25 protein-coding genes are annotated in these 25,115 nt (G+C 60.7%); 12 read left to right on the top strand and 13 right to left on the bottom strand.

Annotated elements, in window-relative coordinates; all coding sequences use genetic code 11:
• Positions 1 to 10: 10 nt before the first annotated feature.
• Complete coding sequence (gene petA, locus AACZ55_RS06610) at positions 11 to 535, bottom strand: ubiquinol-cytochrome c reductase iron-sulfur subunit (RefSeq protein ID WP_339644421.1); 525 nt, start codon at positions 533 to 535, stop codon at positions 11 to 13.
• A 223-nt stretch (positions 536 to 758) separates the two neighbouring features.
• Here petA and AACZ55_RS06605 point away from each other — a divergent pair, with 223 nt between their 5' ends.
• The 3 genes from AACZ55_RS06605 to AACZ55_RS06595 all read left to right on the top strand — a co-directional run bounded on the left by AACZ55_RS06605 (position 759) and on the right by AACZ55_RS06595 (position 2,495).
• Complete coding sequence (locus AACZ55_RS06605; protein ID WP_339644419.1) at positions 759 to 1,253, top strand: tRNA (cytidine(34)-2'-O)-methyltransferase; 495 nt, start codon at positions 759 to 761, stop codon at positions 1,251 to 1,253.
• 85 nt (positions 1,254 to 1,338) lie between these two features.
• Positions 1,339 to 2,235 (top strand): oxygen-dependent coproporphyrinogen oxidase, encoded by an 897-nt coding sequence (hemF, locus tag AACZ55_RS06600; protein ID WP_339644417.1) that lies wholly within the window; start codon positions 1,339 to 1,341, stop codon positions 2,233 to 2,235.
• Positions 2,236 to 2,309: 74 nt separating this feature from the next.
• Positions 2,310 to 2,495 (top strand): DUF1059 domain-containing protein, encoded by a 186-nt coding sequence (locus AACZ55_RS06595; protein ID WP_338609705.1) that lies wholly within the window; start codon positions 2,310 to 2,312, stop codon positions 2,493 to 2,495.
• On the opposite strand, the gene AACZ55_RS06590 is transcribed toward AACZ55_RS06595, so the two are convergent.
• The 3 genes from AACZ55_RS06590 to AACZ55_RS06580 are packed head-to-tail and all read right to left on the bottom strand — an operon-like array spanning position 2,489 to position 4,881.
• Complete coding sequence (locus tag AACZ55_RS06590; protein WP_339644414.1) at positions 2,489 to 3,703, bottom strand: CCA tRNA nucleotidyltransferase; 1,215 nt, start codon at positions 3,701 to 3,703, stop codon at positions 2,489 to 2,491. The genes AACZ55_RS06595 and AACZ55_RS06590 overlap by 7 nt on opposite strands.
• Positions 3,693 to 4,322: a CoA pyrophosphatase gene (locus tag AACZ55_RS06585; RefSeq protein ID WP_339644412.1), complete on the bottom strand. Its 630-nt coding sequence runs from the start codon at positions 4,320 to 4,322 to the stop codon at positions 3,693 to 3,695. Before AACZ55_RS06585 ends, AACZ55_RS06590 begins: the two co-directional genes overlap by 11 nt.
• 19 nt (positions 4,323 to 4,341) lie before the next feature.
• A complete protein-coding gene (locus tag AACZ55_RS06580) occupies positions 4,342 to 4,881 on the bottom strand; it encodes an N-acetyltransferase (RefSeq protein WP_338609702.1) in 540 nt (179 codons plus the stop codon).
• Between the two features lie 264 nt (positions 4,882 to 5,145).
• Here AACZ55_RS06580 and AACZ55_RS06575 point away from each other — a divergent pair, with 264 nt between their 5' ends.
• Positions 5,146 to 6,105 (top strand): glutathione S-transferase family protein, encoded by a 960-nt coding sequence (locus AACZ55_RS06575; RefSeq protein WP_338609701.1) that lies wholly within the window; start codon positions 5,146 to 5,148, stop codon positions 6,103 to 6,105.
• 26 nt (positions 6,106 to 6,131) lie between these two features.
• Here the strand turns inward: AACZ55_RS06575 and AACZ55_RS06570 are convergent, their stop codons facing one another.
• Positions 6,132 to 6,596 carry an NUDIX domain-containing protein gene (locus AACZ55_RS06570; RefSeq protein WP_339644410.1) on the bottom strand — a complete coding sequence of 155 codons (465 nt, stop codon included), beginning with the start codon at positions 6,594 to 6,596 and terminating at the stop codon, positions 6,132 to 6,134.
• Between the two features lie 92 nt (positions 6,597 to 6,688).
• Here AACZ55_RS06570 and AACZ55_RS06565 point away from each other — a divergent pair, with 92 nt between their 5' ends.
• The 4 genes from AACZ55_RS06565 to AACZ55_RS06550 are packed head-to-tail and all read left to right on the top strand — an operon-like array spanning position 6,689 to position 10,559.
• Entirely contained in the window at positions 6,689 to 7,579 is an 891-nt protein-coding gene (locus AACZ55_RS06565; protein WP_339644408.1) for a metallophosphoesterase, read from the top strand.
• A 46-nt stretch (positions 7,580 to 7,625) separates the two neighbouring features.
• The gene (locus AACZ55_RS06560; RefSeq protein ID WP_339644407.1) at positions 7,626 to 8,960 is read left to right on the top strand and encodes a hypothetical protein; all 1,335 of its coding nucleotides are present in this window, start codon (positions 7,626 to 7,628) and stop codon (positions 8,958 to 8,960) included.
• Positions 8,950 to 10,236 (top strand): UDP-N-acetylmuramoyl-L-alanine--D-glutamate ligase, encoded by a 1,287-nt coding sequence (gene murD / locus AACZ55_RS06555; protein WP_339644405.1) that lies wholly within the window; start codon positions 8,950 to 8,952, stop codon positions 10,234 to 10,236. Before AACZ55_RS06560 ends, murD begins: the two co-directional genes overlap by 11 nt.
• Positions 10,233 to 10,559: an SMR family transporter gene (locus AACZ55_RS06550; RefSeq protein ID WP_338609696.1), complete on the top strand. Its 327-nt coding sequence runs from the start codon at positions 10,233 to 10,235 to the stop codon at positions 10,557 to 10,559. Before murD ends, AACZ55_RS06550 begins: the two co-directional genes overlap by 4 nt.
• Before the next feature lie 9 nt (positions 10,560 to 10,568).
• Here AACZ55_RS06550 and AACZ55_RS06545 read toward each other — a convergent pair whose 3' ends face one another.
• From AACZ55_RS06545 to AACZ55_RS06515, 7 genes are all read right to left on the bottom strand, one after another.
• Positions 10,569 to 10,850, bottom strand: a complete 282-nt coding sequence (locus AACZ55_RS06545) for a hypothetical protein (RefSeq protein ID WP_338609695.1) — start codon at positions 10,848 to 10,850, stop codon at positions 10,569 to 10,571.
• A gap of 34 nt (positions 10,851 to 10,884) precedes the next feature.
• Complete coding sequence (gene mce, locus AACZ55_RS06540; RefSeq protein WP_339644403.1) at positions 10,885 to 11,310, bottom strand: methylmalonyl-CoA epimerase; 426 nt, start codon at positions 11,308 to 11,310, stop codon at positions 10,885 to 10,887.
• Positions 11,307 to 13,424, bottom strand: a complete 2,118-nt coding sequence (gene scpA / locus AACZ55_RS06535; protein WP_339644401.1) for a methylmalonyl-CoA mutase — start codon at positions 13,422 to 13,424, stop codon at positions 11,307 to 11,309. Before scpA ends, mce begins: the two co-directional genes overlap by 4 nt.
• Positions 13,424 to 15,424: an acetyl/propionyl/methylcrotonyl-CoA carboxylase subunit alpha gene (locus tag AACZ55_RS06530; protein ID WP_339644399.1), complete on the bottom strand. Its 2,001-nt coding sequence runs from the start codon at positions 15,422 to 15,424 to the stop codon at positions 13,424 to 13,426. The genes scpA and AACZ55_RS06530 overlap by 1 nt, the downstream gene beginning before the upstream one ends.
• Before the next feature lie 11 nt (positions 15,425 to 15,435).
• Entirely contained in the window at positions 15,436 to 16,968 is a 1,533-nt protein-coding gene (locus tag AACZ55_RS06525) for an acyl-CoA carboxylase subunit beta (protein WP_338609691.1), read from the bottom strand.
• Between the two features lie 116 nt (positions 16,969 to 17,084).
• Positions 17,085 to 18,074 carry an MDR family oxidoreductase gene (locus AACZ55_RS06520; protein WP_339644395.1) on the bottom strand — a complete coding sequence of 330 codons (990 nt, stop codon included), beginning with the start codon at positions 18,072 to 18,074 and terminating at the stop codon, positions 17,085 to 17,087.
• 68 nt (positions 18,075 to 18,142) lie between these two features.
• Entirely contained in the window at positions 18,143 to 19,903 is a 1,761-nt protein-coding gene (locus AACZ55_RS06515; RefSeq protein WP_339644393.1) for a hypothetical protein, read from the bottom strand.
• Between the two features lie 282 nt (positions 19,904 to 20,185).
• On the opposite strand from AACZ55_RS06515, the gene AACZ55_RS06510 reads away from it, so the two are divergent.
• The 4 genes from AACZ55_RS06510 to AACZ55_RS06495 all read left to right on the top strand — a co-directional run bounded on the left by AACZ55_RS06510 (position 20,186) and on the right by AACZ55_RS06495 (position 23,897).
• Positions 20,186 to 20,635 carry a hypothetical protein gene (locus tag AACZ55_RS06510; RefSeq protein WP_339644391.1) on the top strand — a complete coding sequence of 150 codons (450 nt, stop codon included), beginning with the start codon at positions 20,186 to 20,188 and terminating at the stop codon, positions 20,633 to 20,635.
• A gap of 486 nt (positions 20,636 to 21,121) precedes the next feature.
• Positions 21,122 to 21,319: a hypothetical protein gene (locus AACZ55_RS06505; RefSeq protein ID WP_339644388.1), complete on the top strand. Its 198-nt coding sequence runs from the start codon at positions 21,122 to 21,124 to the stop codon at positions 21,317 to 21,319.
• A gap of 245 nt (positions 21,320 to 21,564) precedes the next feature.
• Complete coding sequence (otsB, locus tag AACZ55_RS06500) at positions 21,565 to 22,371, top strand: trehalose-phosphatase (RefSeq protein ID WP_339644385.1); 807 nt, start codon at positions 21,565 to 21,567, stop codon at positions 22,369 to 22,371.
• A complete protein-coding gene (locus AACZ55_RS06495; protein ID WP_339644383.1) occupies positions 22,368 to 23,897 on the top strand; it encodes a trehalose-6-phosphate synthase in 1,530 nt (509 codons plus the stop codon). The genes otsB and AACZ55_RS06495 overlap by 4 nt, the downstream gene beginning before the upstream one ends.
• Positions 23,898 to 23,956: 59 nt before the next feature.
• Here the strand turns inward: AACZ55_RS06495 and AACZ55_RS06490 are convergent, their stop codons facing one another.
• A complete protein-coding gene (locus AACZ55_RS06490; protein ID WP_339644380.1) occupies positions 23,957 to 24,907 on the bottom strand; it encodes a substrate-binding domain-containing protein in 951 nt (316 codons plus the stop codon).
• Positions 24,908 to 25,115 lie beyond the last annotated feature (208 nt).

Genomic DNA, 25,115 nt, shown 5'->3' with positions numbered 1-25,115 from the left:
TCTACTCCCCTTAACCGATCTGCACGACAGTGTCGGACACGAACTCATAGGGCGGCACGACGAGGTTCCTCGGCGCCGGCCCGCGACGAATGCGACCTGCTGTGTCGTAGTGCGACCCGTGGCAGGGGCAGAACCAACCGTCGTAATCGCCCGATTCCCCAACCGGCACGCAGCCCAGATGGGTGCAGTTGGCGACCATGATGAGCCATTCTTCGTGCCCCTCGAGCACGCGCTCTTCGTCGGCCTGGGGGTCCTTGAGATCGGCAAGCGGCACGGCACGCGCCTCTTCGATCTCTGCCGGCGTGCGGTGCCGCACGAAAACCGGAAGCCCGCGCCACATGATGGTCACCGAAGATCCCTCGGCCACCGGAGCAACGTCGAAGCGGATCGAGGCCAGGGCCAGAACCGACGCATCGGGGTTCAATTGATTGATAAGCGGCCAGGCGGCTCCCGCCACCCCGACTGCACCGACCGCACCGGTCGCGATGAATAGAAAATCGCGCCGTGTCGCTTTTGTTTCGCTCGCTGTCGCCAAAGCTCTAGATCCCCAAAAGGCCTGCACAAACTTGTTCTGATATCCGCCGGACGCCGGTGATTTACACGCATGGGTACGCGAGTCGGGTCCGCCGCCGCCAGGCGGTGCGGATTTTTGGCTTCTTTTTGCACTGTCTCATGGACTTGTCCAGCCTTGCCAAAGGTGACTTGATCGATCTGCGACACTATACCCACCAAACTTTCGCCAACCCCCTGCCACGGTCATGCCATTGCCCATCGCCCTCGCCCTTTATCAGCCCGACATCGCCCTCAACACCGGAACACTGCTGCGACTGGGGGCGTGTCTGGGCGTGCCGGTCCATATCATCCACCCCACGGGATTTGCTTTTTCCCGCGCCGCGCTCAAGCGCTCGGGCATGGATTATCTCGACAGCGTCGAGATGATCGAGCACGACAGTTACGCCCGATTTGACCACTGGCGCCAGGACCAGGGCAAACGACTCGTCCTGCTGACCACACGAGCCAGCACTCCCCATCATGGCACACAGTATGAGGCCGACGACATTCTCATGGTCGGGCGCGAGAGTGCCGGCGTGCCGCCCGAGATCGCCGACAGTGCGGAGCTGCGTGTCCGCATCCCCATGCAGCCGGCATCCCGTTCGCTCAATGTGGCAATTTCCGCTTCCATCGTTCTGGGCGAGGCCTTGCGCCAGACGGGTGGCTTTGAGCGGCTGGCCGGCTCGCCCGCGACAGGCTGACGCACTTGATCCCGATCAAGCACTTTTGCCCGATTCTGCCGCATGGTCGCGCCAGTTCCAACGTGATAGGGACCCGGCACGGACAATGAATATGCAGATGCTTACGACAATGGCTCTACCCGACGACATCGAAGACAAGAAGGCTCGTGCCAGCGCCTGGTTCAAATCGGTCCGCGACGATTTGTGCGCCGCGATCGAAACCCTTGAGGACGAAGTGACCGGCCCACACGCAGACATGCCCCCCGGCCGGTTTGAGCGCGAAAACTGGGACCGCCCGGCGGGCGGAGGCGGCGAGATGTCGATCATCAAGGGCCGGGTCTTTGAGAAGATGGGTGTTCACATCTCGACGGTGTTTGGAGAATTTTCGCCCGAATTCGCCAAGCAGATCCCGGGCACCGAGGAAAATGCCCAGTTCTGGGCTTCAGGCGTCTCGGTGATCGGCCATCCCTGGAACCCCAACGTACCTGCCGTTCACATGAACACGCGCATGGTGGTGACATCCAACTGGTGGTTCGGCGGGGGCGGCGATCTGACCCCGGTGCTCGATTCACGCCGGACCCAGACCGATCCCGACAGCATCGATTTCCATGCTGCGATGAAAGCAGCCTGCGAACCGCACACACAGGTCGATTACCAGCGCTACAAGGATTGGTGCGACGAGTATTTCTTCCTCGCCCACCGCGACGAGCCGCGCGGGATCGGCGGGATTTTCTACGACCGCCACAACAGCGGCGATTGGGATGCCGATTTTGCCTTTACCCAGGATGTGGGCCGACGTTTCATAGATATCTATCCTGAACTCGTCCGCCGCAATTTCAATAAGACCTGGACCGACGAGCAGCGCGAAGAACAGCTCGTTCGGCGCGGACGCTATGTCGAGTTCAACCTGCTCCATGACCGGGGCACGACGTTCGGGCTCAAGACGGGCGGCAATGTGAGATCGATTCTCTCGTCCATGCCCCCGACCGTTCGCTGGCCCTGATGGAACTTCCGACGCTCCCGATCGTTTCCTCAAGCTAGACTTCGTGCAACCCGAAAGGAGACGGAGGAACACTCATGAAACGATTTGATGGTGGATCGCTGATACCGGGCGCAACCTGGCACGCGACGGCAGAAAGCGAGGCCGAAGTGGTCCGCAAGGCCGTCGAAAAACTCAGAGCCGAACACGGCGAGTCCGAGGTGCGGCCCGATATGGTCGAGCGCATCAAGGATCGCATTTTCGACGTCGAAACGCGTCACTGATCCCGTGAGGCGGGCCGGGCAAGCGCCATAAGTGCTGTCCGGTCCAGCGAAAACCCGGACTCGATCCAGAGATTTTCAAGCCTTTGCAGTTCGGCCCCCACGGTGGGGCCGGGCGCATGACCAGCTGAAACCAGGTCCGAACCCGACAGCGGGAACCTTCCGGGATTGATTGTCTGCAAGGCCGTCAGGCGCTCATTGAGCCAGTTTTCCGCGCTGCCCTCGATCGCGGCAGCAATGGCCAGTCCCGCCTCACGCTCACCGCGATATCGATAGGCCAGTTCGGCCAGATGATCCCGACGCGCGAGGTCGGCAGCGCCAATCAGCCGCTCGACGCGCGCCATGTTGGCGTTGGAAAGCCGCCACATGTCCTGGAGCGATTGCCTGCCCACGCCGGCAAAGGCCATCACAGCCATCCGCATTTCCGCATCGAGCGGAACGGCAAATGCTTCTAGTCGCGCCAAATCGGCCAATACACGGGGCGAGAAGAGTTCTTTCGGCAACACGCCGATAACGGCCATCTCCGCCAGAGCCGCTGCACAGCGGCGATGCGAGAGCAGCCGCATCATTTCACGGCCGATACGCTCGGCTGAAAGCGCGCCGAGATCGTCTGCCACGCGCTTGCACGCTGCAATGGCGATTGGATCGAACTGCTGGTTGCCGTGGCTGACGACAAATCGGAAATAACGATAGACACGCAGCCGGTCCTCGGCGATTCGCGCGTCGGGATCGCCGATGAAGCGAACCCGCCCCGAAAGGCAATCGTCCAATCCACCAAGCGGATCGAACAATTGGCCCTTCGGGCCGCAATAAAGAGCGTTCATCGTGAAATCCCGGCGCCGCGCATCTTCGGTCCAGTCGGTTCCGAACGAGACCCTTGCCTTGCGCCCGAAGGTCTCAACGTCCTGGCGCAGGGTTGTGACTTCAGCAATACGACCATTGTGGACAAGCGTCATGGTGCCATGTTCGATGCCAGTGGGATGGACATTCATGCCCGCGGCCCTGCCGCGTTCAGCCACCTGCTCGGGCACGAATTCGCTCGCCATATCGATATCGGGTCGCCCGCCTTCGATGCCGAGCAGAGTGTCGCGCACGATCCCGCCCACCGCCCGCGTCTTGCCGCCTTCGCCGTCAAGGCAAGCGAAAAATGGCTGCGCTGCCTTCAGCCAGGATGCATGCGCGAGCCGCTCCAGCGCGGCGTTAGGATTCATCGTGCGGCTCCATCAAAACGCTGTCGCGGAAACGGCGGGTGAGGTTGGCGGTTATCCCCCAGATACGGTGGCCGTCATGGTCGATCTGCCAGCTTTGCCGCTCACGCCCACGATAGACCGCGCGAAAGGTGCTATAGCTTTTTTCATCGATCAGCGTTTCGAGCGGCACTTCAAATACATCGTCCACCTCGCCCGGATTGGGAACGAAAGGGGCACGGGGATCGACGATGGCCACTACCGGAGTGATGAAGTAATTCGTGCCGGTGTAATAATAGGGCATATAGCCGAGAATTTCCGCATCGTCGCGATGCAGCGCGACCTCTTCATTGGCTTCGCGCAATGCGGCGTAGGCGGCATCCTGATCCTCTGGATCGATCCGCCCGCCGGGAAATGCCACCTGCCCCGAATGCTTGCGCAAGGCCGTCGCCCGCTCGGTATAGAGCACGTTGTAGCCCATGCCGCGCTTAACCAGCGCGATCAGCACCGCCGCAGGCACCGGCACCGCATCGCCCAGATCGCTGATCACGAAATCGGCGATAAGATCGGATGCATCGGGCATAGGCTCGGCGGCCGGCAAAAGCCGCGTCACGATCTGCCTGATATCGCTCTCGCTCGACATGCGATCCTGGGTCCTGCCCCTAAACCCAGGGCAGAACGTCCCCGGCAAGTGTATCGGCCATCTTCGGATCGTGAGAGTGGACCAGCACGCGCGTGGGATCAACGGGGCCGGGGAAAGTGATGGCGCTTGGCACTGTCCGGACAAAACCCAAAGGACTGTAATAGGCAAAATCGCCGACCAGAAGGACAAATGCGATTCCCTCGCGCTCCAGCGCCAGTTCACAGACATGCCTGACCAGGGCACGCCCGGCCCCCTGTTTTCTGAACTCGGGGTCGGTCATCAGCGGTCCGAGCAGGTATCCGTTGACACCACCCAGGCTGATCGGGGTCATACGCACGCTTGCCGCACGCTCCCCCTTGATCTCGGCGATATAGGAAAAGTCGGGATCCACCGCGATCCGCTCGCGCACCCGGAAGGCCGCGCGGGCAAAACGCCCCGGACCGAAGGAAACTTCGTGCAACGCCTCGATCCAGGAATCATCGTCCGGCGTTTCGAGCCGGATGGACAGCGCGGCAGGCGTAGGAACGGTGGCGGCCGGGAGCGGCGAGAGTGCGGTCATTGTAACAATATCCAGATCGATCAAGGCAATACGACGACAGTCGCGCAGTGATGCGCGCTCTAAAGTCGTCGAATGTCTCGCTCGATACCGAACATCATGAACCAGGCTCCATATTGGCCGAAAGCGGATTTAGCACCCTCGATATCTTCGGTCCATCGAAATCGAAGGCGAACACGGTGTTCGGTGTTATCCGTCTAATAATCGAGAACAATCTGGCTAGATATGGGGTTACCGACCACAAGACGAACAGCAAGGAGACAAGCGATGGGGCAGTTGATCGACGGAAAATGGTCGACCCAGTGGTACGACACCAAATCGACAGGCGGAAAGTTCAAGCGTTCGGAATCCGCATTCCGCAACTGGGTTACCGCTGACGGTGCCGCTGGCCCGACAGGTCAGGAAGGGTTCAAGGCCGAAAGCGGCCGATACCATCTCTATGTGTCCTATGCCTGCCCATGGGCACATCGCACCCTGATTTTCCGTGCCCTCAAGGGGCTTGAGGACCACATTTCGGTCTCGGTCGTTTCTCCCAAAATGCCCGATGAAACTGGCTGGGCCTTTACGGGCGAACTGGGCTCCGATACCGACACGCTCAATGGCGCCGACTATCTCTGGCAGGTCTATACCAAGGCGGTGCCCGACTATACGGGCCGCGTGACCGTGCCGATCCTCTGGGACAAAGAGCGCCAGACCATCGTTTCAAACGAAAGCGCCGACATCATCCGCATGTTCAATTCGGCCTTTGACGGGATCACCGGCAACACGTTCGATTTTTATCCCCAAGACAAGCGCGAAGAGATCGACCGCATCAATGCGCGCGTCTATAGCGACATAAACAATGGGGTTTACAAGGCCGGTTTTGCGACAACTCAGGCGGCCTACACCGAGGCGGTCACCGATCTGTTCGACGCTCTGGACTGGGTTGAAAACATCCTGTCACAGCATAAATTTCTGACCGGCTCCACCCCGACCGAAGCCGACTGGCGGCTGGTCACCACGCTTATGCGGTTCGACGCTGTCTATGTCGGGCATTTCAAATGCAACATACGCCGCATAGCCGACTACCCCCAGTTGTCGAAATACCTCAAGGCCCTATGCGAGTGGCCCGGCGTCGCAGCGACCGTACATATCGACCACATCAAGACCCACTATTACTGGAGCCACACCACCATCAATCCCACCCGCATCGTGCCGGAGGGACCGGTGCTCGATTTTCTCGGCTGAGTGATCGGTTTGGGTCAGGCTCGGGCCTACCATTCGGGAGAGGGCGGCTTGCCCTCCCCGATTTCCGCCAGGCGCCGCGCCGCGCCCGGCGCCATAGGCTCGGGCAGGTCGCCAAGCGCAAACCATCCGATCTCGACGATTTCCCGATTGGGGACAAAGGCCGTCGTTTCGTGGGCCGTATCGGCCAGATAAAGGGCGACATGGTCACGATCGGTATAGCCCGTCGCGTGGTAGAGCCCGAACAACCGCATCGGGCCATCGACCCCATAGCCGGTTTCCTCGAGCACCTCGCGGCGGGCGGCCTGTTCGGCGGTTTCGCCCGGGTCGACACCGCCTCCCGGCATCTGCCAGCCGGCGACATAGCCATGCCGCACCAGTAACACCTTCCCCTCGACGATAACCGCCGCCCGGGCACCGAGCGTAAGATGCTTGTAAATGCCGCGTGCCCTCAGCAATGCACCGAATTTGAACCGTTCCCATCCTCGGGCCATGACCACTCCTGTCGATCTACCCATGACAAATTGTGGCAAACCCGGCAATCGGCCATTTTCTTGCCTTAGCCGCCATGCCAATAGTGCACCCGATGATTACCCTCGCCCATATTTCCGACGTCCATCTTGCGCCGCTTCCTCTTGTCACGCCACGTGAGCTCGCGTCAAAACGCCTGACGGGCTGGCTCAACTGGCAACTCAAGCGCGCCAGCGACATGCGACCCGAAACGCTGATGGCGCTTCTCGACCACATGCGGGCCCATGATCCTGACATGACCTGTGTCACCGGCGACATGGTCAATCTCGCGCTCGACAAGGAAATCGCCAGAGCGGCAAATTGGTTCACCGGACTGGGCGGCCCCGAAAAGGTCTGCGCGATCCCGGGTAACCATGACGCCTATGTTCCCGGTGCGCTCGACAAGGCGCGCGGCGCATACGGCAATTACATGCGTGGCGAAACGCTGGACGACCAGCCTTTTCCCTATGTCCGCCGGTTGGGCATGGTGGCGCTCATCGGGGTATCCAGCGCCATCGCGACTCCGCCATTCTTTGCCGCCGGCAAGGTCGGAGCCGACCAGATCGAACGCCTGCGCAAGCTCCTGACCCTGCTCGGCGAAGCTGGCTATTTCCGGGTCGTGATGATCCACCATCCTCCCCATGCCGAGTTCGCCGCTTCCCGGCGCCTGGGTCTGTGGGACGGCACCGATGTCCGGGCCGTGCTGAAAGAGGCGGGTGCCGAAATCGTCCTGCACGGCCATACCCATTTGTCTTCGGTGAATGCCATACCCGGCCCGACCCAGGAAATTCCGGTCATTGGCGTGGCTGCCGCTTCGGCGGCGCCCGAAGGTCACGACGCGCCCGGCCGCTACAATCTTTTCCGTATCGAAAAGGTCGGGACCGAGTGGACCTGTGCCATGCGCGAATACGGCTATCAGCGCATTGGCGACGAGATCGCATTGCGGCTGCAAATGCGCATATATTAGACAGCAAGTGATTCAAGCGTGCCGTGTCGCGGCGCAAGGCGAGAGCGTGAGCCAGACTTCTTTCATCATCGATGCCCCGGTTTTCGACCCCACCACCGGCGAGGCGCGGTTCGGCTATCGGCTGGGCGGGCACGCCTTTGTCGAGACGCTGCGTTTTCCGCTCGACACCATGGATATGACAAGGGCGGACACTGGTGCCTTTGCCACCCTGCTCGATCTGACCGCCGCCGTGCTGGGGGTGAGCTATTTCAAGCTGCTCGCGCCTTTTGAAATCGATGCCACCGCCCTCGCCCTTTCGCCGGCTCAGCGGGCCTTTTTGCTCGACGTTTACGAAAATGGATTGGGCGAGTTCTACGCCCGCAACGACCTCAAGCGCTTCGGTCGTTTATCGATCACCGCCGGTGATCCGCGCCAGGACAACATTCCGCAAACCCTGCCCGACCGCGCCCTGGTCTTGATCGGTGGCGGCAAGGATTCGCTGGTCAGCGTGCAATTGCTCGAAAGCGCCGGGACGGAGATGAGCCTTTTTGCAGTCAACCCAAAGGGCCCGATCCTGACGTCCGCCGAACGCTCCGGCCTGCCGTTCCTGGCTGTCGAGCGCATCCTTGATCCTGAAATGATCGCGCTGGGCAAAAAGCCCGGCTATTACAACGGCCACGTGCCCTCCACAGCCATCAATTCGATGATCGCGGCGCTGGCGAGCCTTTTGTACGGGTACGGCAATATCGTCCTCTCCAACGAGCGCTCGGCCAGCGAAGGCAATATCGAGTTCGACGGGCGCCAGGCCAATCACCAATATTCGAAATCGATCGATTTCGAGCGCGCCATCCGCGACGTGCTGGCCACCGCGACATCGGGATCGCTGGGATATTTTTCGCTGCTGCGCCCCTATTCGGAAGCCCGTATCGCTGCGCTGTTCGCCCGATCGAACCGTTACGACGACGTCTTTTCGAGCTGTAACCGCAATTTCCGCCTCGCCGGCCATGACGGCCCACTCTGGTGCGGAAAGTGCCCCAAATGCCATTTCGTCTTTCTGATCTTTGCGCCACATATGGACAAGGCTCGACTGACCGCAATTTTCGGCCAAAACGTCCTCGACAATCCCGACAACATCGATCCCTATCGCGAGTTGACGGGGCTTTCCGGCCACAAGCCCTGGGAGTGCGTCGGCGAAATTCTCGAAGCCGCGGCGTGCCTGTGGCGCATTGCCGATCACCCCGATTGGCGCGACAGCGCCGTGGTAAAAGCACTCAGGCCGGACCTCGAAGCCTTCTATGGCCCGGCCCGCCTGCAATCGGCCTATGAGGAATTCATGGCCGACAGCGCCGATCACCTCATCCCCGAAAATATCGAAAGCGCGGTTGCTCCCCATGCACATTGACGGTCCCGTTCTTCTTTACGGCGCTGGCCGCGAAGCCCGCTCGACGGCAGCGTTTCTACGCCGCACCTATCCTGAGCTCGAACTGTTCGTGACCACCGATGACGGCGTCGCCGAACTCGAGGGCGCCAGTTTCATCACGCCCCAGGAGGCAAACCAGGTCTCGCGCTTCGGCACTATCGTCAAAAGCCCGGGCGTATCGCTCTACAAACCGATTTTCGATGCCGCCCGCGCCGCTGGGGTCAAGGTCACGTCCAACCTCAACATCTGGGGCGCCCATTTCCGCGAGGGCCGCACAGTGGTCGCGATCTCGGGAACCAAAGGCAAATCGACAACAGCCACGCTGGTCCATCTGATGCTGGAAAGGTCCGGGGTCGATGTGGTGCTTGCCGGCAATGTGGGCATTCCCCCGCTCGACGCCGCCGACAGCGCGCAGACCGTGGTGCTCGAACTCTCCTCCTACCAGACAGCCGATATCGATTTCGCCCCCGACATCGCCGCGATCTCCAACCTTTATCCCGAGCATGTGGACTGGCATGGGGGGCTGGACGCCTATTACCGCGACAAGCTCAACCTGATCGCCAAGGGCCCAAAGCTTGTGGCTATCGGCCCGCAGGCCGCTACCGTCGAGCGCGTCATCAATACAATTCCCGCCACGACCGAACGTATTGCTGCCCTCGATATCGATCTTGGCGACGAGATCCTCATGGCGGCGATGAATTCGCGGCTCAAGGGCGCCCACAACCACGACAACGCGCGGCTGGCAGCGGCTATCGCTCTCGCTGCCGGCGCCACGCGCGAGGGCATATTTGCAGGCATCGAGGCCTTCATTCCCCTGCCCCACAGGCTCGAGGAACTGATGGTCGGCGACATCCTGTTTGTCGATGACTCCATTTCCACGACGCCGGAAGCCACCAAGGTGGCGCTCGCCGCCTACAAGGGCAAAAAGATCGCCCTGATTGCCGGAGGGCATGAGCGCCAGCAGGACTATACCGACCTCGCCAATCTGATGGGGCTGACCAGCGTGGTAATGTTATGCTCGCTCCCTGTCACCGGCCAGCGGCTGGCCCAGGCCGTTCGCGACAACACGCCGATCCCCATTGCCGAATGCTCGACGCTGGACGAAGCCATGCAGGCGCTCGCCAGTGCCGGCCATATCTTTGATACGGTGATCCTTTCGCCCGGAGCGCCCAGCTACAACCAGTTCAAGAACTTCGAGGAGCGCGGCGACAGATTCAAGACCCTCGCCCGCCAGCATTTCGGCCGGGACAATCAATGACTTATGTTTTCCTGCTGTGCGCCATCGTCGCGGAAGTGATCGGCACCTCTGCGCTCAAGGCCGCCGACGGCTTTACCAACCTGGTGCCATCGATCATCGTGGTCGTCGGCTATATGGCAGCCTTCTATTTCCTCTCGCTTACCCTGCGCACCCTGCCGGTCGGTATTGCCTACGCCATCTGGGCAGGATTGGGGATCGTGCTGATATCGATTGTTGGCTGGGTGGTCTTCAGGCAGGCACTGGACCTGCCCGCCGTGATCGGCATGGGGTTGATAATCGCCGGGGTCGTCATCATCAACGCGTTTTCACGCGTGGGGCATTGACGGGGGCTGCTAGGCTATTTTTGAAAAGCTGGTATAGCGCTCTTCGAGCTTGGCCTGCATCTCTTTGACCTTGGCGTCCATACGAGCCTGCACGCCCTGCGCTGCGAGTTCGCCAACCCCTTGAATCTGCATGGTCTGCGCGGCCTGAAAGCCGGACGCGAGAGCGCTAGAGCTTGCCTGGAACTCCTGCATCATTTCACGGCGCTTGAGACGAGCAGCTTCCATCTCGTCCCACGCCGACTGCTTGGGAAGCCAGTTCATCTTCTTGAAACCGGTAACAGCGCTGCTCATGCCAATATCCTGGACGAACGCAGTTAATAATTTCTTAGGCAGGTCCAAACTCGGGCTTGACCTCTTCGAGCTCGATCAGCGTACCGTCGAAATCCTTGGGGTGGAGAAAAACCACCGGCAGCCCATGCGCGCCGATTTTTGGCTTTCCATCACCAAGCACCCGCGCCCCACTCTCAGTCAGCCGTCGCACCGCAGCTTTGATGTCGGTGACCTCATAGCAAATGTGGTGCATGCCCCCATCCCGATTGCGCTCGAGAAATGCCGTGATGGGCGAAGCTTCCCCAAGCGGTGCGAGCAGTTCGACCTTGGTGTTGCCGGTCTCGATAAACACCACCCGCACCCCATGCTCTGGCAACTCCTGAACGCCCGAAACGCTCGCACCGAGCATCTCGCGGTAGCGACGGGCCGCGTTTTCGAGATCGGGCACCGCGATGGCGATATGATTGACCCGCCCGATCATCGATTGCTCAGCCTGCCCTCGATGGCATTGAGCACCGAATAGGCCGCATCGAGCACATTGGTGCCCGGTCCGAAAATATCGAGCACGCCCGCCTCGCGCAAAAATTCATAATCGCTGCTGGGAATGACGCCGCCGACCACAACAGCCACATCCTTGAGCCCCCGCTCCCTGAGCGCCGCGATCAGTTCTGGAACCAGCGTCTTGTGGCCCGCCGCCAGCGACGAAACGCCAACCGCATCGACCCCGAGATCTTCGGCATGGGCTGCAACCTCGTGCGGGGTTTCAAAAAGCGAGCCCATGTGCACCACAAAGCCCAGATCGGCGAAAGCGGTCGCGATCACCTTGGCGCCTCGATCATGGCCGTCCTGCCCCATCTTGGCGATAAACAGCGCAGGCGCGCGGCCATAAGAGGTCCTGAACCCCTCAATGCGCCGCACAGCCTCCTCATATTGCGGGTCGCCCGCATAGCTTTGGGAGTAGACCCCTGACAGTACCCGCGTGGTCGCATCGTATCGCCCGAACACATCTTCCATCGCCTGGGAGATTTCGCCCAGAGTGGCGCGAGCCCGTGCCGCCGCCACGGCGGCATCGAGCAGATTGCCCTCGTCCATCGCCGCATATTCGCGCAGCGCATCGAGCGCCGATTGGCAGCGGACTTCGTCGCGCGTGCGACGGATGGTTTCGAGCCGGGCGACCTGGCCGGACCGCACCTTTGTGTTGTCGATTTCGAGCGTTTCGATCGCGTCCTCGGCATCGAGCCGGTAGCGGTTGACGCCGACGATGATCTCCTCGCCGCGATCGACCGCCGCCTGGCGGATGGTCGCCGCCTTTTCGATGGCCAGCTTGGGTTCGCCCGATTGCACGGCCTTTGTCATACCCCCCTGCGCCGCGACTTCATCGATCAGCGCTTGTGCCTTTTCGACAAGCTGACGGGTAAGGTCCTCGACGTAGTACGACCCACCCAAAGGATCGACCACATCGGTGATTTTTGTTTCGTGCTGCAGGATAAGCTGGGTGTTGCGCGCGATGCGCGAGGAGGTTTCCGAGGGCAGCGCGATCGCCTCGTCGAACGAATTGGTGTGCAGACTTTGCGTGCCCCCCAAAACAGCGGCCAGCGCCTCATAGGCTGTGCGCACAACATTGTTGTAAGGATCCTGCTCGGTCAGCGAGACGCCCGAGGTCTGGCAATGGGTGCGCAGCATCTTCGAGCGCGGATCGTTCGCGCCCAGATCGGTCATGATCTTTGACCACAGCGTGCGCGCCGCCCTAAGCTTGGCCACCTCGACAAAGAAATTCATCCCGATGCCAAAAAAGAACGACAGCCGGCCGGCAAATTTATCGATATCGAGCCCGCGTGCCTGCGCCGCCCGCACATACTCCATGCCGTCCGCCAGCGTATAGGCAAGCTCCTGGATCGCCGTCGCCCCGGCCTCGTGCATGTGATAGCCCGAAATCGAGATCGAGTTGAATTTCGGCATGTGCTCGGCCGTATAGGCGATGATGTCGCCCACGATGCGCATGGAGGGCTCGGGCGGATAGATATAGGTGTTGCGGACCATGAACTCTTTCAGGATATCGTTCTGAATGGTCCCCGAGAGCTTTTCGGGGCTCACCCCCTGTTCATCGGCGGCCACGATGAACATGGCCAAAACCGGGATCACCGCCCCGTTCATGGTCATCGATACGCTCATCTCATCGAGCGGGATGCCATCGAACAAGAGCTTCATGTCCTCGACACTGTCGATCGCCACTCCCGCCTTGCCCACATCGCCGACGACACGCGGATGATCGGAATCGTATCCGCGATGGGTCGCCAGATCGAAAGCGACCGATAATCCCTTCTGCCCACGCTCCAACGCCCGGCGATAAAACCGGTTGCTTTCCTGGGCTGTCGAAAACCCCGCATACTGCCTTATCGTCCACGGCCGGTTGGCATACATCGTCGCCCGCACGCCGCGCGTGAACGGCTCAACGCCGGGGATGGAACCATCCTCACCCAGATAGACCGGCTCGACCTCGAGCCCGCCATAGTCGCGGCGCAGGCTGTCGAGCGGGGTGTCACGCAATTCCGCGCTGGCGATATGGGACCAGACATCGCGCGGGGATTTGCCCATCACACCGCCTCAAATTCCATGATGACTGCATCGACTGCCAGCACATCCCCTGCCAAGGCCTTGAGGCTCGCAACCCGTGCCCTGCGCTCGGCGCGGAGCACATTTTCCATCTTCATCGCTTCGACAATGGCCAAGGGCTGACCTTCCTCGACGATATCGCCCTCGGCCACGTCCACGCGGACGACCTGTCCCGGCATCGGGCACAAAAGAAACTGGCTCATGTCGGGCGGCGTCTTTTTGAGCATATGCCGCATGAGGTCGGCCACATGGGGCATCACCACCTTGGCGATGATATCGGCGCCGCGATAGCGCATGCGAAAGCCAGAGGTCACCCGATCCATCTTTACATGGAGGGTGCGTCCGTCGATCTCGGTGGTCGTGAGGCTAGCGCCCGGCTGCCAGCCGTCTTCGATTAACAGAGGTTGGCCGTCATCGGTCATCAGCACAAAGGATTCGTCGGATTTAGGGATGGAAAAATCCCAACGCTTGTCCCCGATCAACACGCTCCGCTCGGCGATGACATGTCCGCTGCTGAGCGGTGTGGGCTCGATGAAGCCGCGCGTTTCGAGCTGGAAACTGGCCCGGCAGGCAAGCGCGGCCAGCGTCAGCAACGTATCATCGTCGAGGGCGACACCTGAAAACCCGTCGGGAAATTCATCGGCAATGTAGTTTGTTGAAAGCAATCCCTCGCGGAAGCGCTGTTGCTGGGTCACCGCCGAGAGGAACGGAATGTTGTTGCCGATGCCGTCGATTTCGAACTGGTCTAGCGCCACCGCCAGCCCATCCACCGCGTCGATCCGCGTGGGGGCCCAAGTCACCAGCTTTGCCACCATCGGGTCGTAGTAGGGGCTGATCTCGCCCCCTTCATCGACGCCCGTATCGTTGCGCACCACGAGATGGGCCGAGGCCTCCGCAGCGGGCGGGCGATAACGCTTGAGCCGCCCTGTCGAGGGCAGGAAATTGCGATAAGGGTCTTCTGCATAAATCCGCGCCTCGACCGCCCAGCCCTCCAGTTGCACGTCCGCCTGACTCCAGCGCAACGCTTCCCCGTCCGCGATGCGGATCATTTCCTCGACCAGATCGAGCCCGCTCACCAACTCAGTCACGGGATGCTCGACCTGCAGCCGAGTGTTCATTTCGAGGAAATAGAAATTGCGGTCCCTGTCGACGATGAATTCGACGGTTCCGGCGCTGACATAATTGACCGCCTTTGCAAGCGCCACCGCCTGCGCGCCCATTTTCTCGCGCGTCAGAGTATCGAGAAATGGCGACGGCGCCTCCTCGATCACCTTCTGGTTGCGGCGCTGGATGGAACATTCGCGCTCGCCCAGATGGATGCAATTGCCCTGCCCATCGGCCAGAATCTGAATTTCGATATGGCGCGGCTCTTCGATATATTTCTCGATGAAAATCCGATCGTCGCCAAAGGACGCCGCAGCTTCCGATTTCGAGCGCTCGAAGGCTTCCTTGACATCGGCATCCGAACGCGCGATCCGCATCCCTTTTCCGCCACCGCCGGCCGACGCCTTGATCATCACCGGATAGCCGATGGATTTGGCGATTTTGGCCGCTTCGGCGGCATCAGCGATCAATCCCATATGGCCCGGAACCGTGGACACACCTGCCTCGGCGGCGATTTTCTTGGAGGTGATCTTGTCCCCCATCGCCTCGATGGATTTGACAGGTGGCCCGATGAAATAGACCCCCTCCTGCCGCAAACGTTCGGCAAAGGCCGGGTTTTCCGAGAGGAACCCATACCCTGGATGCACCGCCACCGCGCCGGTCTGCTTGCAGGCGGCGACGATCTTTTCAATATCGAGATAGCTTTGCGATGCCGCAGCCGGGCCGATGTAAACGGCTTCGTCAGCCATCCGCACATGCAACGCATCCCTGTCTACTTCAGAATAGACAGCAACCGTTGCAATGCCCATATTTTTCGCCGTTTCGATCACCCGGCAGGCAATCTCACCGCGATTGGCTATGAGGATTTTGCTAAACATCTATACGAACCTCACAGCGGAATATTCCCATGCTTCTTGATCGGTACATGCGCCTGCTTGTTTTTCAGGCTCTCGAAGGCCCGCGCCACCCGCCGCCGCGTGTTGTGAGGCATGATGACATCGTCGATGAACCCGCGCTCGGCGGCAACGAAGGGATTGGCGAAGCGGTCCTCATATTCCTTTGTCCGCGCCGCGATCTTTTCGGCATCGCCCAACTCGGAGCGGTAGAGAATTTCCGTGGCCCCCTTGGCGCCCATCACGGCGATTTCCGCGCTCGGCCAGGCGTAGTTCACATCGGCGCGGATGTGCTTTGAGCTCATCACGTCATAGGCTCCGCCATAAGCCTTTCGCGTGATCACCGTGACCTTGGGCACCGTTGCCTCTGCATAGGCGAACAGCAACTTGGCGCCATGCTTGATGATGCCGCCATATTCCTGCGCCACGCCAGGCAGAAAGCCAGGCACGTCAACAAAAGTCAGGATGGGAATATCGAAGCTGTCGCAAAACCGGATGAACCGCGCGGCCTTCTTTGAAGCATTGATATCGAGGCACCCGGCCAGCACCATGGGCTGGTTGGCGACAACGCCCACGCTCTGCCCATTGAGCCGGATAAACCCGATAAGAATGTTGCCCGCGTGATCCTTCTGGAGTTCGAGGAAATCGCCCTCATCGGCAATCTTTTCGATCACTTCAGCCATGTCGTAGGGCGTATTGGCGTTGGCCGGGATCAGCGTATCGAGACTGTCTTCGCGCCGGTCGATCTGGTCGTTGGTGGCAACCCGCGGCGCCTTTTCGCGCGCCGAGAGCGGCAGAAAATCGAACAGCCGCCGCACTTCAAGAAGCGTTTCGATGTCGTTTTCGAACGCCGCATCGGCCACCGAAGAGAGTTTGGTGTGCGTTCCCGCGCCGCCCAACTCCTCGGCGGTCACCACCTCATTGGTCACGGTCTTGACCACGTCCGGACCGGTCACGAACATGTAGCTGGTGTCTTTCACCATGTAGATGAAATCGGTCATGGCGGGCGAATAGACGGCTCCGCCCGCGCACGGCCCCATAATCACCGAAATCTGCGGCACCGCGCCCGAAGCCTGCACGTTGCGCCAGAACACCTCCGCATACCCGCCCAGCGAGGCGACGCCCTCCTGAATACGCGCGCCGCCACTGTCGTTGAGCCCGATCACCGGGGCACCGTTCTGGACGGCCAGGTCCATGATCTTGCAGATTTTCTGCGCATGGGTTTCCGACAGCGAGCCGCCGAACACCGTGAAGTCCTGCGAAAAGACGTAAGTCAATCGCCCGTTGATCGTGCCCCAGCCGGTCACAACGCCATCGCCGGGGATAATCTGCTCGTCCATCCCGAAATCGCGGGTGCGGTGGGTGACAAACATGTCGTATTCTTCAAAACTGCCCGGATCGAGCAGCACATCGATCCGCTCGCGGGCGGTCAGCTTGCCCTTGGCATGTTGCGCCTCGATGCGCCGTGCGCCCCCGCCCTGCCGCGCGTGTTCGCGCTTTTCGTCGAGCGCATCGATAACGTCCTGCATGAAATCCTCCGGCAAATACTCCGTTACCCTATAGCGATCTGGCAAAATTTCGAGAGACTTTCGCCGGGCTCGGTTCGAGACCTGCAAAGGTTTTCCATACCAACGCTAAAGGCAATTTATCCCTTGGGCGACACGATCACCCGCCCCCTGACCTTCCCGGCCAGAATGTCTTTGGAAATTTCGACGAGGTCCCCAAGGCCCGCTTCGCGCACCATCCGCTCGTAAACGCCAAACCCGAACAGGGTGGAAAGCCGGTCCCATGCCGCCATGCGCGCTTCGAAAGGCTGCATCACACTGTCGATGCCAGCCAGCGTTATCCCGCGCAAGATGAACGGAATGACACTCGCATCCCACCCATCGCCCGCCGCAAGCCCGACCGCGGCGACACAACCGCCCGTGTGGATCTGCTTGAGCATCTCGCCCAGTGGCGCACCGCCCACACTATCGATCGCCCCAATCCAGCGCGTTGCCAATAGCTTTTTGCCCGTTGGCGCCAGAGCATCACGGCCGACCACTTCGGTAGCCCCGAGCGCCTTGAGCTCGTCGGTGAGCTCGGCCCGCCCTGTCATGGCGTGAACCTTGTATCCGAGCCGCGCCAGGAGCAGCACCGCCATGGACCCCACGCCCCCGCCGGCGCCAGTAACCAGAATATCGCCATCGCCGGGCTTGATCTCTTCGGACTTCAGCCGGTTGACGGCCAGCATGGCCGTCAGCCCGGCGGTGCCCAGAACCATCGCATCGCGGGTCGACATTTCCTTGGGCAACGGCACCAGCCAATCGGCATTGACCCGCGCCCGCGTGGCAAACCCGCCCCAGTGCCATTCCCCAACCCGCCAGCCGGTCAGCACAACGGCCTGTCCGGGATGATAGCGCTCGTCGGTGCTTTCGATCACACGGCCGGCGAAATCGACACCCCCGACATGAGGATAGTCACGGACCAGCCCGCCGATACCTGAAAGCGCCATGCCATCCTTGTAGTTAAAGCCCGCCCAATCGATGCCGACCATCACATTGCCTTGGGGCAATCTGCCCTCATCGAGCTCGGTGATCCCGGACGCGACCCTGCCGTCCGCGCCCTTGTCGGTAACCAGTGCTCTAAAACTCATGACGCCACCTCCCACAGGCATCTCACAGTGATTTGCCGGGCGCGTCCAGTCGCAATCGAGCCGTTCGATCAGAAAGGATGGGCCAGCCGGTCGAGTGGCACGCCGGCGCTGATAATGCCGCTTGAGATCGTCCGCAGCAGGTCCGGGTCGAGCACATGCTGGCGCAAAGCGGGCATGATGCCCAGCCGCCTGAACCGTTGGCTCGCCAGCAGCCTTGGAAGATAGGCATTGATGATCTCGGCGTCGCGCAACTGCCCGCCGGCCGCGACCATTACGGCGGTTCCCAGATCGGGAACCGCCGAAACCATGCGTTCCCCCACGGCCACCGCCTGGGCATAGTCGCCCTCGCGCAGAGCCCAGAGCGCCGGGACAATCGAATAGAAATCGGGTGGATTGACCTCGACCGACAGAGCCCGCTGAGACAGGGCCAACGCCGCTTCCCAATTTCCGCTCAGGCCTTCCACATAGCCGTAGTCCGCAAGCACGTCCACCATGGCCGGATTGAGCTGAACCGCCGTGTTGTAAAAGTCGCGTGAGGCTCCGACCTCCCCGGCCAGGAACGCAACATAGGCTCTTTGTGCCCAATTGAATCCGCTCGTCGGCTCCCGGCCGACCGCCTGTTCCGCCAACGCGCGCCCGCTCTCGACCAGAGCCGCACCCTCGGCGGTGTCCGTCCCGACGCGCCAGCCTCGGTCAGCGGTCAGAACAGCCAGAATGGCCGCGCCCTCCGATCTGCCTTCGTCCATTGAATGGCGCGCGCACCGCTCAAGCGCTCCGGCATCAAAGATTGCGCGCCGTTCACGAAACATCCCATATCCGACAAGGCACGGATAGGGCTCAAGCACCGGATCGTCTTCAGCGCTGTGCGCCGCAACCCAGATCCGCGCCGCCTTGTGGAGGGGGCCGCGCGGACTGCCGAGCCTGAGCGAAAACTCTTCCGATACGTCCTGCAAATTCATGCTGGGGGCGCCGTCGCCAAGTGGCACCTCAACTTCAAACGTGGCGACGATCGAGCGTGTCAGTCCATCCTGCACCAGGATCGAATAGAGAATGCCGCGCGACGACCGCCGCGCCACGCCCGAAAGCACATAAATCGCGCCATTTTCCCGTTCGACGTCTTCCAGATCGGCCTGCGGCCCGCCATAGGCGGCCGAAAGATCGGCAAACTGGTTGATGTCGGTGACCAGCTCAAGCGCCAGACCCGCAACGAGCGGTGTGCTGCGCTGGTCGTCAGTGAGATTTTCAAAATCCTCGACAATAACCAGCGGAATCGCCGGCTGAACGACGGCTGACCCCGATGTCGTGCGCTGTCCCAGCTCAGGCCAGAAATAGAGCGAAGCAAGGAGCAAGAGCGCAGCCGTTGCCCCCGCGACCCATATGGATCGCGATGGCGCCTGTGGCGGCCGGGCTCCAGGTTGCTCCTCGGTCGCACCGGACGGCTCCTGTGCGTCGTCTCCGACGATAGGGATTGAATCCTCGCGCGGAACGAATTCAGGAACGTAGCGACCGACCGGGAGCACGATCCGTATGGGTGCCCTGCCCAGATCGAGTCGGTCGAATTCCTCGATCAGACCCCGCAACCGGCGCGCCTGCACTCTTACGATCGGGTCTGACTGCGGGTCGAAATCGTCGTCACGTCCAAAAACGTCAACGGCAATGGAATAGGCTTTTACCGAACCTGCGCGCCCCGAAAGCTCTGCCTCAACGATATAGGAAAGAAAGGCCGACAGCCTTGGAGATCGCTGCATGGGGGCCCAGGCCAGAAGCTCATCGAGCGCTTGGCGAACGGCTAACTGTTCGTCCTTGGCATACACGCGCCCCTCAGGCATGCGGCCTCCTTTGACCAACCCTAGACCTGTTGGTTTTACATGTAAATCGGCAACCCCGTTACCGCCCGTTACGGCTGATAACGTTCCGCCTGCGCACGAATTGGCCCATATCGCTGAAATCACCGTTGCCTTTGCCGGCATCTGGTGGTTCGGGGCGCCGCGATTGCGGCGGTCTCTTGGCGGAGAGACCTCTGTTTTTTTCCTGTTTGCCGCATGTTTTTTCGCAGTCAGCCAGTTCGTTTCAGACTTGGCCACTCGCGTTTGTTTACTGGTTGGGGGCCAATGACCAGCAATGCCACGCTCGAGCCGCTGTTCGTGCTCGTTGATGACCATATTCACTCCGCGCGCCTGATGCGCAGGGCAATGCAGACGGGTGCTTCATCTGCGCGTGTCGTCTGGATCGGCAACGCCAGACGGGCTGAACGCACGCTCGTCCGTCTTTTTGGATCGGCCGGGTCGCAGCGGCCGGACATGCTGATTGTGGACCTCAAATCTCACAGCGGCGCATCAGCTGCGTTCATTGCCCGGATCGGGAACCTCGCCGCCGCGGCGGACGTTCCGATCGCAGCCATTTCAGACATCGGAGCCGACGAAAGCCGTCAAGCGCTCCTCAAGAGCGGAGCCGACGCTGTTTTCGCCCGCCACCACGAGTTGACCGCCTATCGGGCGGAGATGGTGAAAATAATAGATTTCTGGGTACGGGAAACCGTCACCTGGCCCATTCGAGCGTAGCCACCGCGTCCCCGGCTGCGTTCGATAGGGAGGGATGAGCTCCTTAATGCGTCCCCCAAGGAACGTGTTGCATTCATTCCTCCCGACCTTTTTTCCGGCCCCGTGGCCATTTGCGTTGGTCGCGGCTTGTCCCTCCCTTGCCGCGACTGAAAAGACCGGCGGACCTAGCGTCCTCGTTTCGCCGGTCTTGATGGGGAGAGGGGCATGCTTATATCTTGCCGGCCGGCACTTGCCGCACCTCTCCCCATTTTTCCACCGGCGCGACGCATCGTCAGCCAACTTCAAGGGCAGGCTAATTCCCTGTTTTGAAAGCGATCTTTGCCGCGTTGGGTGGCAGGCTTTTACCCAGATTGTTTCAATCTGTTAACAAAGGCTTGCCAGACGGTTTCGTCTCAAGCATTCTCCCCATCGTATGCGGCGTTAACGTTCCGGAAACTTCCGCGGTTTGGACCGCCGTTTTTTCCGGACATGTGCGGGGAGGCCACCATGATGACCACACCACGCCTCGTCAGTCTGACCGCGCTTGTGGCCAGCCTGTTCATCGTCATATTGACGATTACTCAAGCCAATGGATTGACTGCAACACCCCAGACGGGCGTCACGGCCGTTGCCTGTGTCGAGACAGCAATCGCACCTGATTGTCCGGCATCGGGATCACTCGTTCAGGCAGTCATCCAGCGCTGACATCATTTTGCCCTGGCCGGGGATACCTGGCCAGGTGCCATTCTTTCTTGTGGTATCATATTGCGTCCGGTGACTAGCCGGTATGCGCGGTTTGCGGTTGCGCCGAGGCGCGACCTCGGCAAGTCTGTATGCATAGGATGATCGGCCACGCCTTGAGTCGATCCATGGCCAGAAATCCGGAACCCTTTGTCCCGCGTGGACATTGAACTGATGGAGCGAACGTCAACAACCAAGCCCCGGAGATTATGCAAAACGCGGTTTCCGCTATCCTGTCCGCCAGTTCGGGCCCGGTAGCGATCTTCACCGATTTCGACGGTACTCTCGTTGAAATCGCCTCACATCCGGATGCGGTCGTGGTCCCTGAGGACCTGCCCATCCGACTTCGTACCCTGTACGCCGCGCTCGACGGTGCTCTTGCCGTTGTCACAGGCCGCTCCATTGCAGCGATAGATGGCTTCCTGCCATCCCAGGCCTTTTCGCTGACCGGCAGCCATGGCGCCGAATACCGTCACAACGGTGAACAGCAGGCCCCCGAATCCCATCTTGTCGATGACGCCAGAACGATAGCCGACCGTGTTTCCGATAGTCTGCATGGCGAGAATGGCGTTCTCGTCGAGCCCAAGCCCACCGGTGTCGCCGTCCATTACCGCGCAGCGCCGGAAAAGGGCGCCATCGCCAGTGCCGCTCTTGCCCGTGCGCTTGATGGATTTCCCGATTTTCATGCCATAAACGGCAAGAAAGTCGTTGAGGCGCGCCCGAAATCGGCCAACAAGGGCGTTGCGCTTTCCCGATTGATGCAGGTTAACCCGTTTGTCGGCCGCATGCCGATTTTCATAGGTGACGACGTCACCGACGAGGACGGGTTCGCCGCCGCTGAACGCCTTGGCGGATTCGGCATCAGGATCGGTGAGGAGTCAGAAACTCTCGCGCGGTTTTCCCTGCCCGACATCGCCACGCTCTACAGCTATTTCGACGCCCTGATCGAGAGGGAACCAAACAACACCGCATCCAATTTTGCGGATCAGGGAATCCAGGAAAGCAGGATCAGATGAGCCGTCTCATTGTCGTTTCAAATCGAATTCCCGGGAAGGCCCCCGCTGCGGGCGGACTTGCCGTTGCCTTGAAGAAGACCCTTTCGGCGCGAGACGGCTTCTGGTTCGGATGGTCTGGAGCATTCGCCGAAAACCCCAGCCGGGAAGCAAAATTCGAGACCATCGACGGGCTGCAGATCGGCTCGATCGATCTCACCAAATCCGATCACCAAAGCTATTATGCCGGATTTTCCAATTCGATCCTTTGGCCGGCCTTCCATTTGCGACTCGACCTGACCGACATTCATTCGCACTGGTATGAAGGCTATCGCCGGGTCAACGTCCAGTTCGCCGAGGCTATCGCCAAGCACATCCAGCCCGATGACATCATCTGGGTGCATGATTACCATCTGATTCCGCTGGCAACAGAGCTGCGCCGGCGCAATATCCGCAACAAGATCGGGTTCTATCTCCATATTCCCTTCCCGACCCCTGATGCGCTGAACGCAATTCCCCACCATGAGGAATTGCTGACCGACCTTCTGGCCTATGATCTGGTCGGGTTCCAGGCGCAGCGCGATGTTGCAGCCTTTAACGAATTCATCGCCCACGAGGAAATGTATCGCCAGGCCGGTGGCACGCCGTTCGAAATCGAGATGGGAAACACCGTTCTCGAGGCCTTTCCCATAGGGTCCGATCCTGATGCCTTTGCCAAACTGGCCGCCAGCCCCAACGCCCAGAAGATGTATAAGCGCGTCGAGCGCTCCATGAACGGCCGAGCCATGATTCTGGGTGTCGACAGGCTCGATTATTCAAAGGGCCTGCCACAGCGTGTCCAGGCCTACGAGAAGCTGCTGGAAAACAACGCCAACCTTCGGCGCGCCGTCCACATGATCCAGATCGCCCCGCCCTCGCGCGATACGATCAAGGAATATCAGGTGATCTCCGACGAGCTGGATTCGGCGGTCGGGAGACTGACGGGCCGCTTTGCCGAACCCGACTGGCTGCCCATAACCTACGTCAAACGTGCCTATTCCCAGGCCTCGCTGGCCGGACTTTACCGCCTCGCCCGCGTAGGGCTGGTCACCCCGCTACGCGACGGCATGAACCTGGTGGCGCACGAATATGTCGCCTCACAGAACCCGGAAAACCCAGGGGTTCTCGTCCTCTCGCGCTTCGCGGGTGCGGCCGAGATTTTCCATGATGCGCTCATCATCAATCCCTTCGACACCGACGAAACCGCTGAAGCCATGCGCCTTGCGATCGCCATGCCGCTCGAAGAGCGCAAGGAGCGCTGGGAGGGCTTGATGAAAGTGGCGCAGACCTACAATGTCGACAACTGGGCCGACAGCTATCTGGCCGCGCTGACCGGCGAGACGCCGTCTGCCGCAGCCGGCGAGGACGATCCCGACGGCGATCGGGACGGCAAGAGCGAGTTGCTGCCGCGCGCCGGCGCGCTGGGCCGGCCGGCTACGATGTCAATCGAGCAACGCGCACCGCGCCAGTCCTTCCTGCCATGGCTGCGCTCGGTCTTTTCCGGCACATAAACGAAAAAGGGCGGCCCGAAAGCCGCCCTCTCTTTTCGCACTATGGGAAGAAGTGCAGATCAGAATGTCGAATCCGGGAAATAGTAGTTTTCGGCATTCTCGGGCGTAATCAGCGGTGCACCGAGAATATATTCGCCCGAAACCGGACCGTTCGACGTGAAATGGCTGACGGTCACGTCCATTGCTGTGGCGATCATCGCGGGCGGATAAAGAACGTCCACCGGAACCAGGTCCGAGCCCTCCATCACCATCTGGATGATTTCCTTCATGCCGGCCCCGCCGACGATGAACAGTTCATCCTCGCGGCCCGCCTGGCGCACCGCCTCGATGACACCGAGCGCGATGTCGTCGTCCTGCGCCCAGACACCATCGATGTCAGGGAAGCGCGACAGGAAGTCCTGCATCACCTCGAACCCATCGTCGCGGTTCCAGTTGGCGTACTGGTTATCCAGAACGTTGATGCCCGAGCCGTCGATGGTTTCCATGAACGCGTTGAAGCGCTCGTCATCGATCACCGTCGGGATGCCGCGCAGGATGACGATGTTATCGCCTTCGCCGAGCCGCGAGAGGAAGTATTCGCCCGAGACGGTTCCCAGCGCGGTATTGTTGCCGGCAACATAAACGTCCTCGATGCCTTCCTGAGACAGGCCACGGTCGACAACCGTTACAAAGACGCCCGATTCCTTGACCATCCGCACCGGATCGGTGAGAGGCTCGGACTCGAACGGCAGCACGACCAGCGCGTCGATCTGGTGGATCGAAATCAGATCCTCGAGATCGTTGGCCTGCTGTGCCGGGCCATCGGCAGCAATCAGCACAATGTCGATCTCGGGATTGGCTTCCTCGATCCGGGTCATGGCCTGCTCTGCATGCCAGTTGAGCCCGCCCGCCCAGCCATGAGTGGCCGCCGGAATGGAAACGCCAATGGTGATTTCCTGTGCCGCCGCAGCGGTCACCCCAAGCGCAACGCTGCACAAAGCAGCGCTGGCAATGAGCTTGAGTGTTCGCATGATAGTCCTCCTTGGTTGTGTTTCGCGCCTCTCCTCAAGACGCTGCCCCCGCCGGCGCGCATTGGCGCCGGTTGGAATTTCCAGAGCATTTCCGCCATTCTTCGAAGTACTTGAATGCTCTAAGTCTTTGTTTTATCGCGCTTCCGAAACCCGACAAGCAGGTCCCACCTATCCTGGAAACGCTCTAGCCCCTGGCCTTCCTGAAGAT

It is taken from the genome of uncultured Pelagibacterium sp. (assembly GCF_963972885.1).
Lineage (GTDB): Bacteria > Pseudomonadota > Alphaproteobacteria > Rhizobiales > Devosiaceae > Pelagibacterium > Pelagibacterium nitratireducens.
This window is presented reverse-complemented; position numbering and strand designations above follow the sequence as displayed.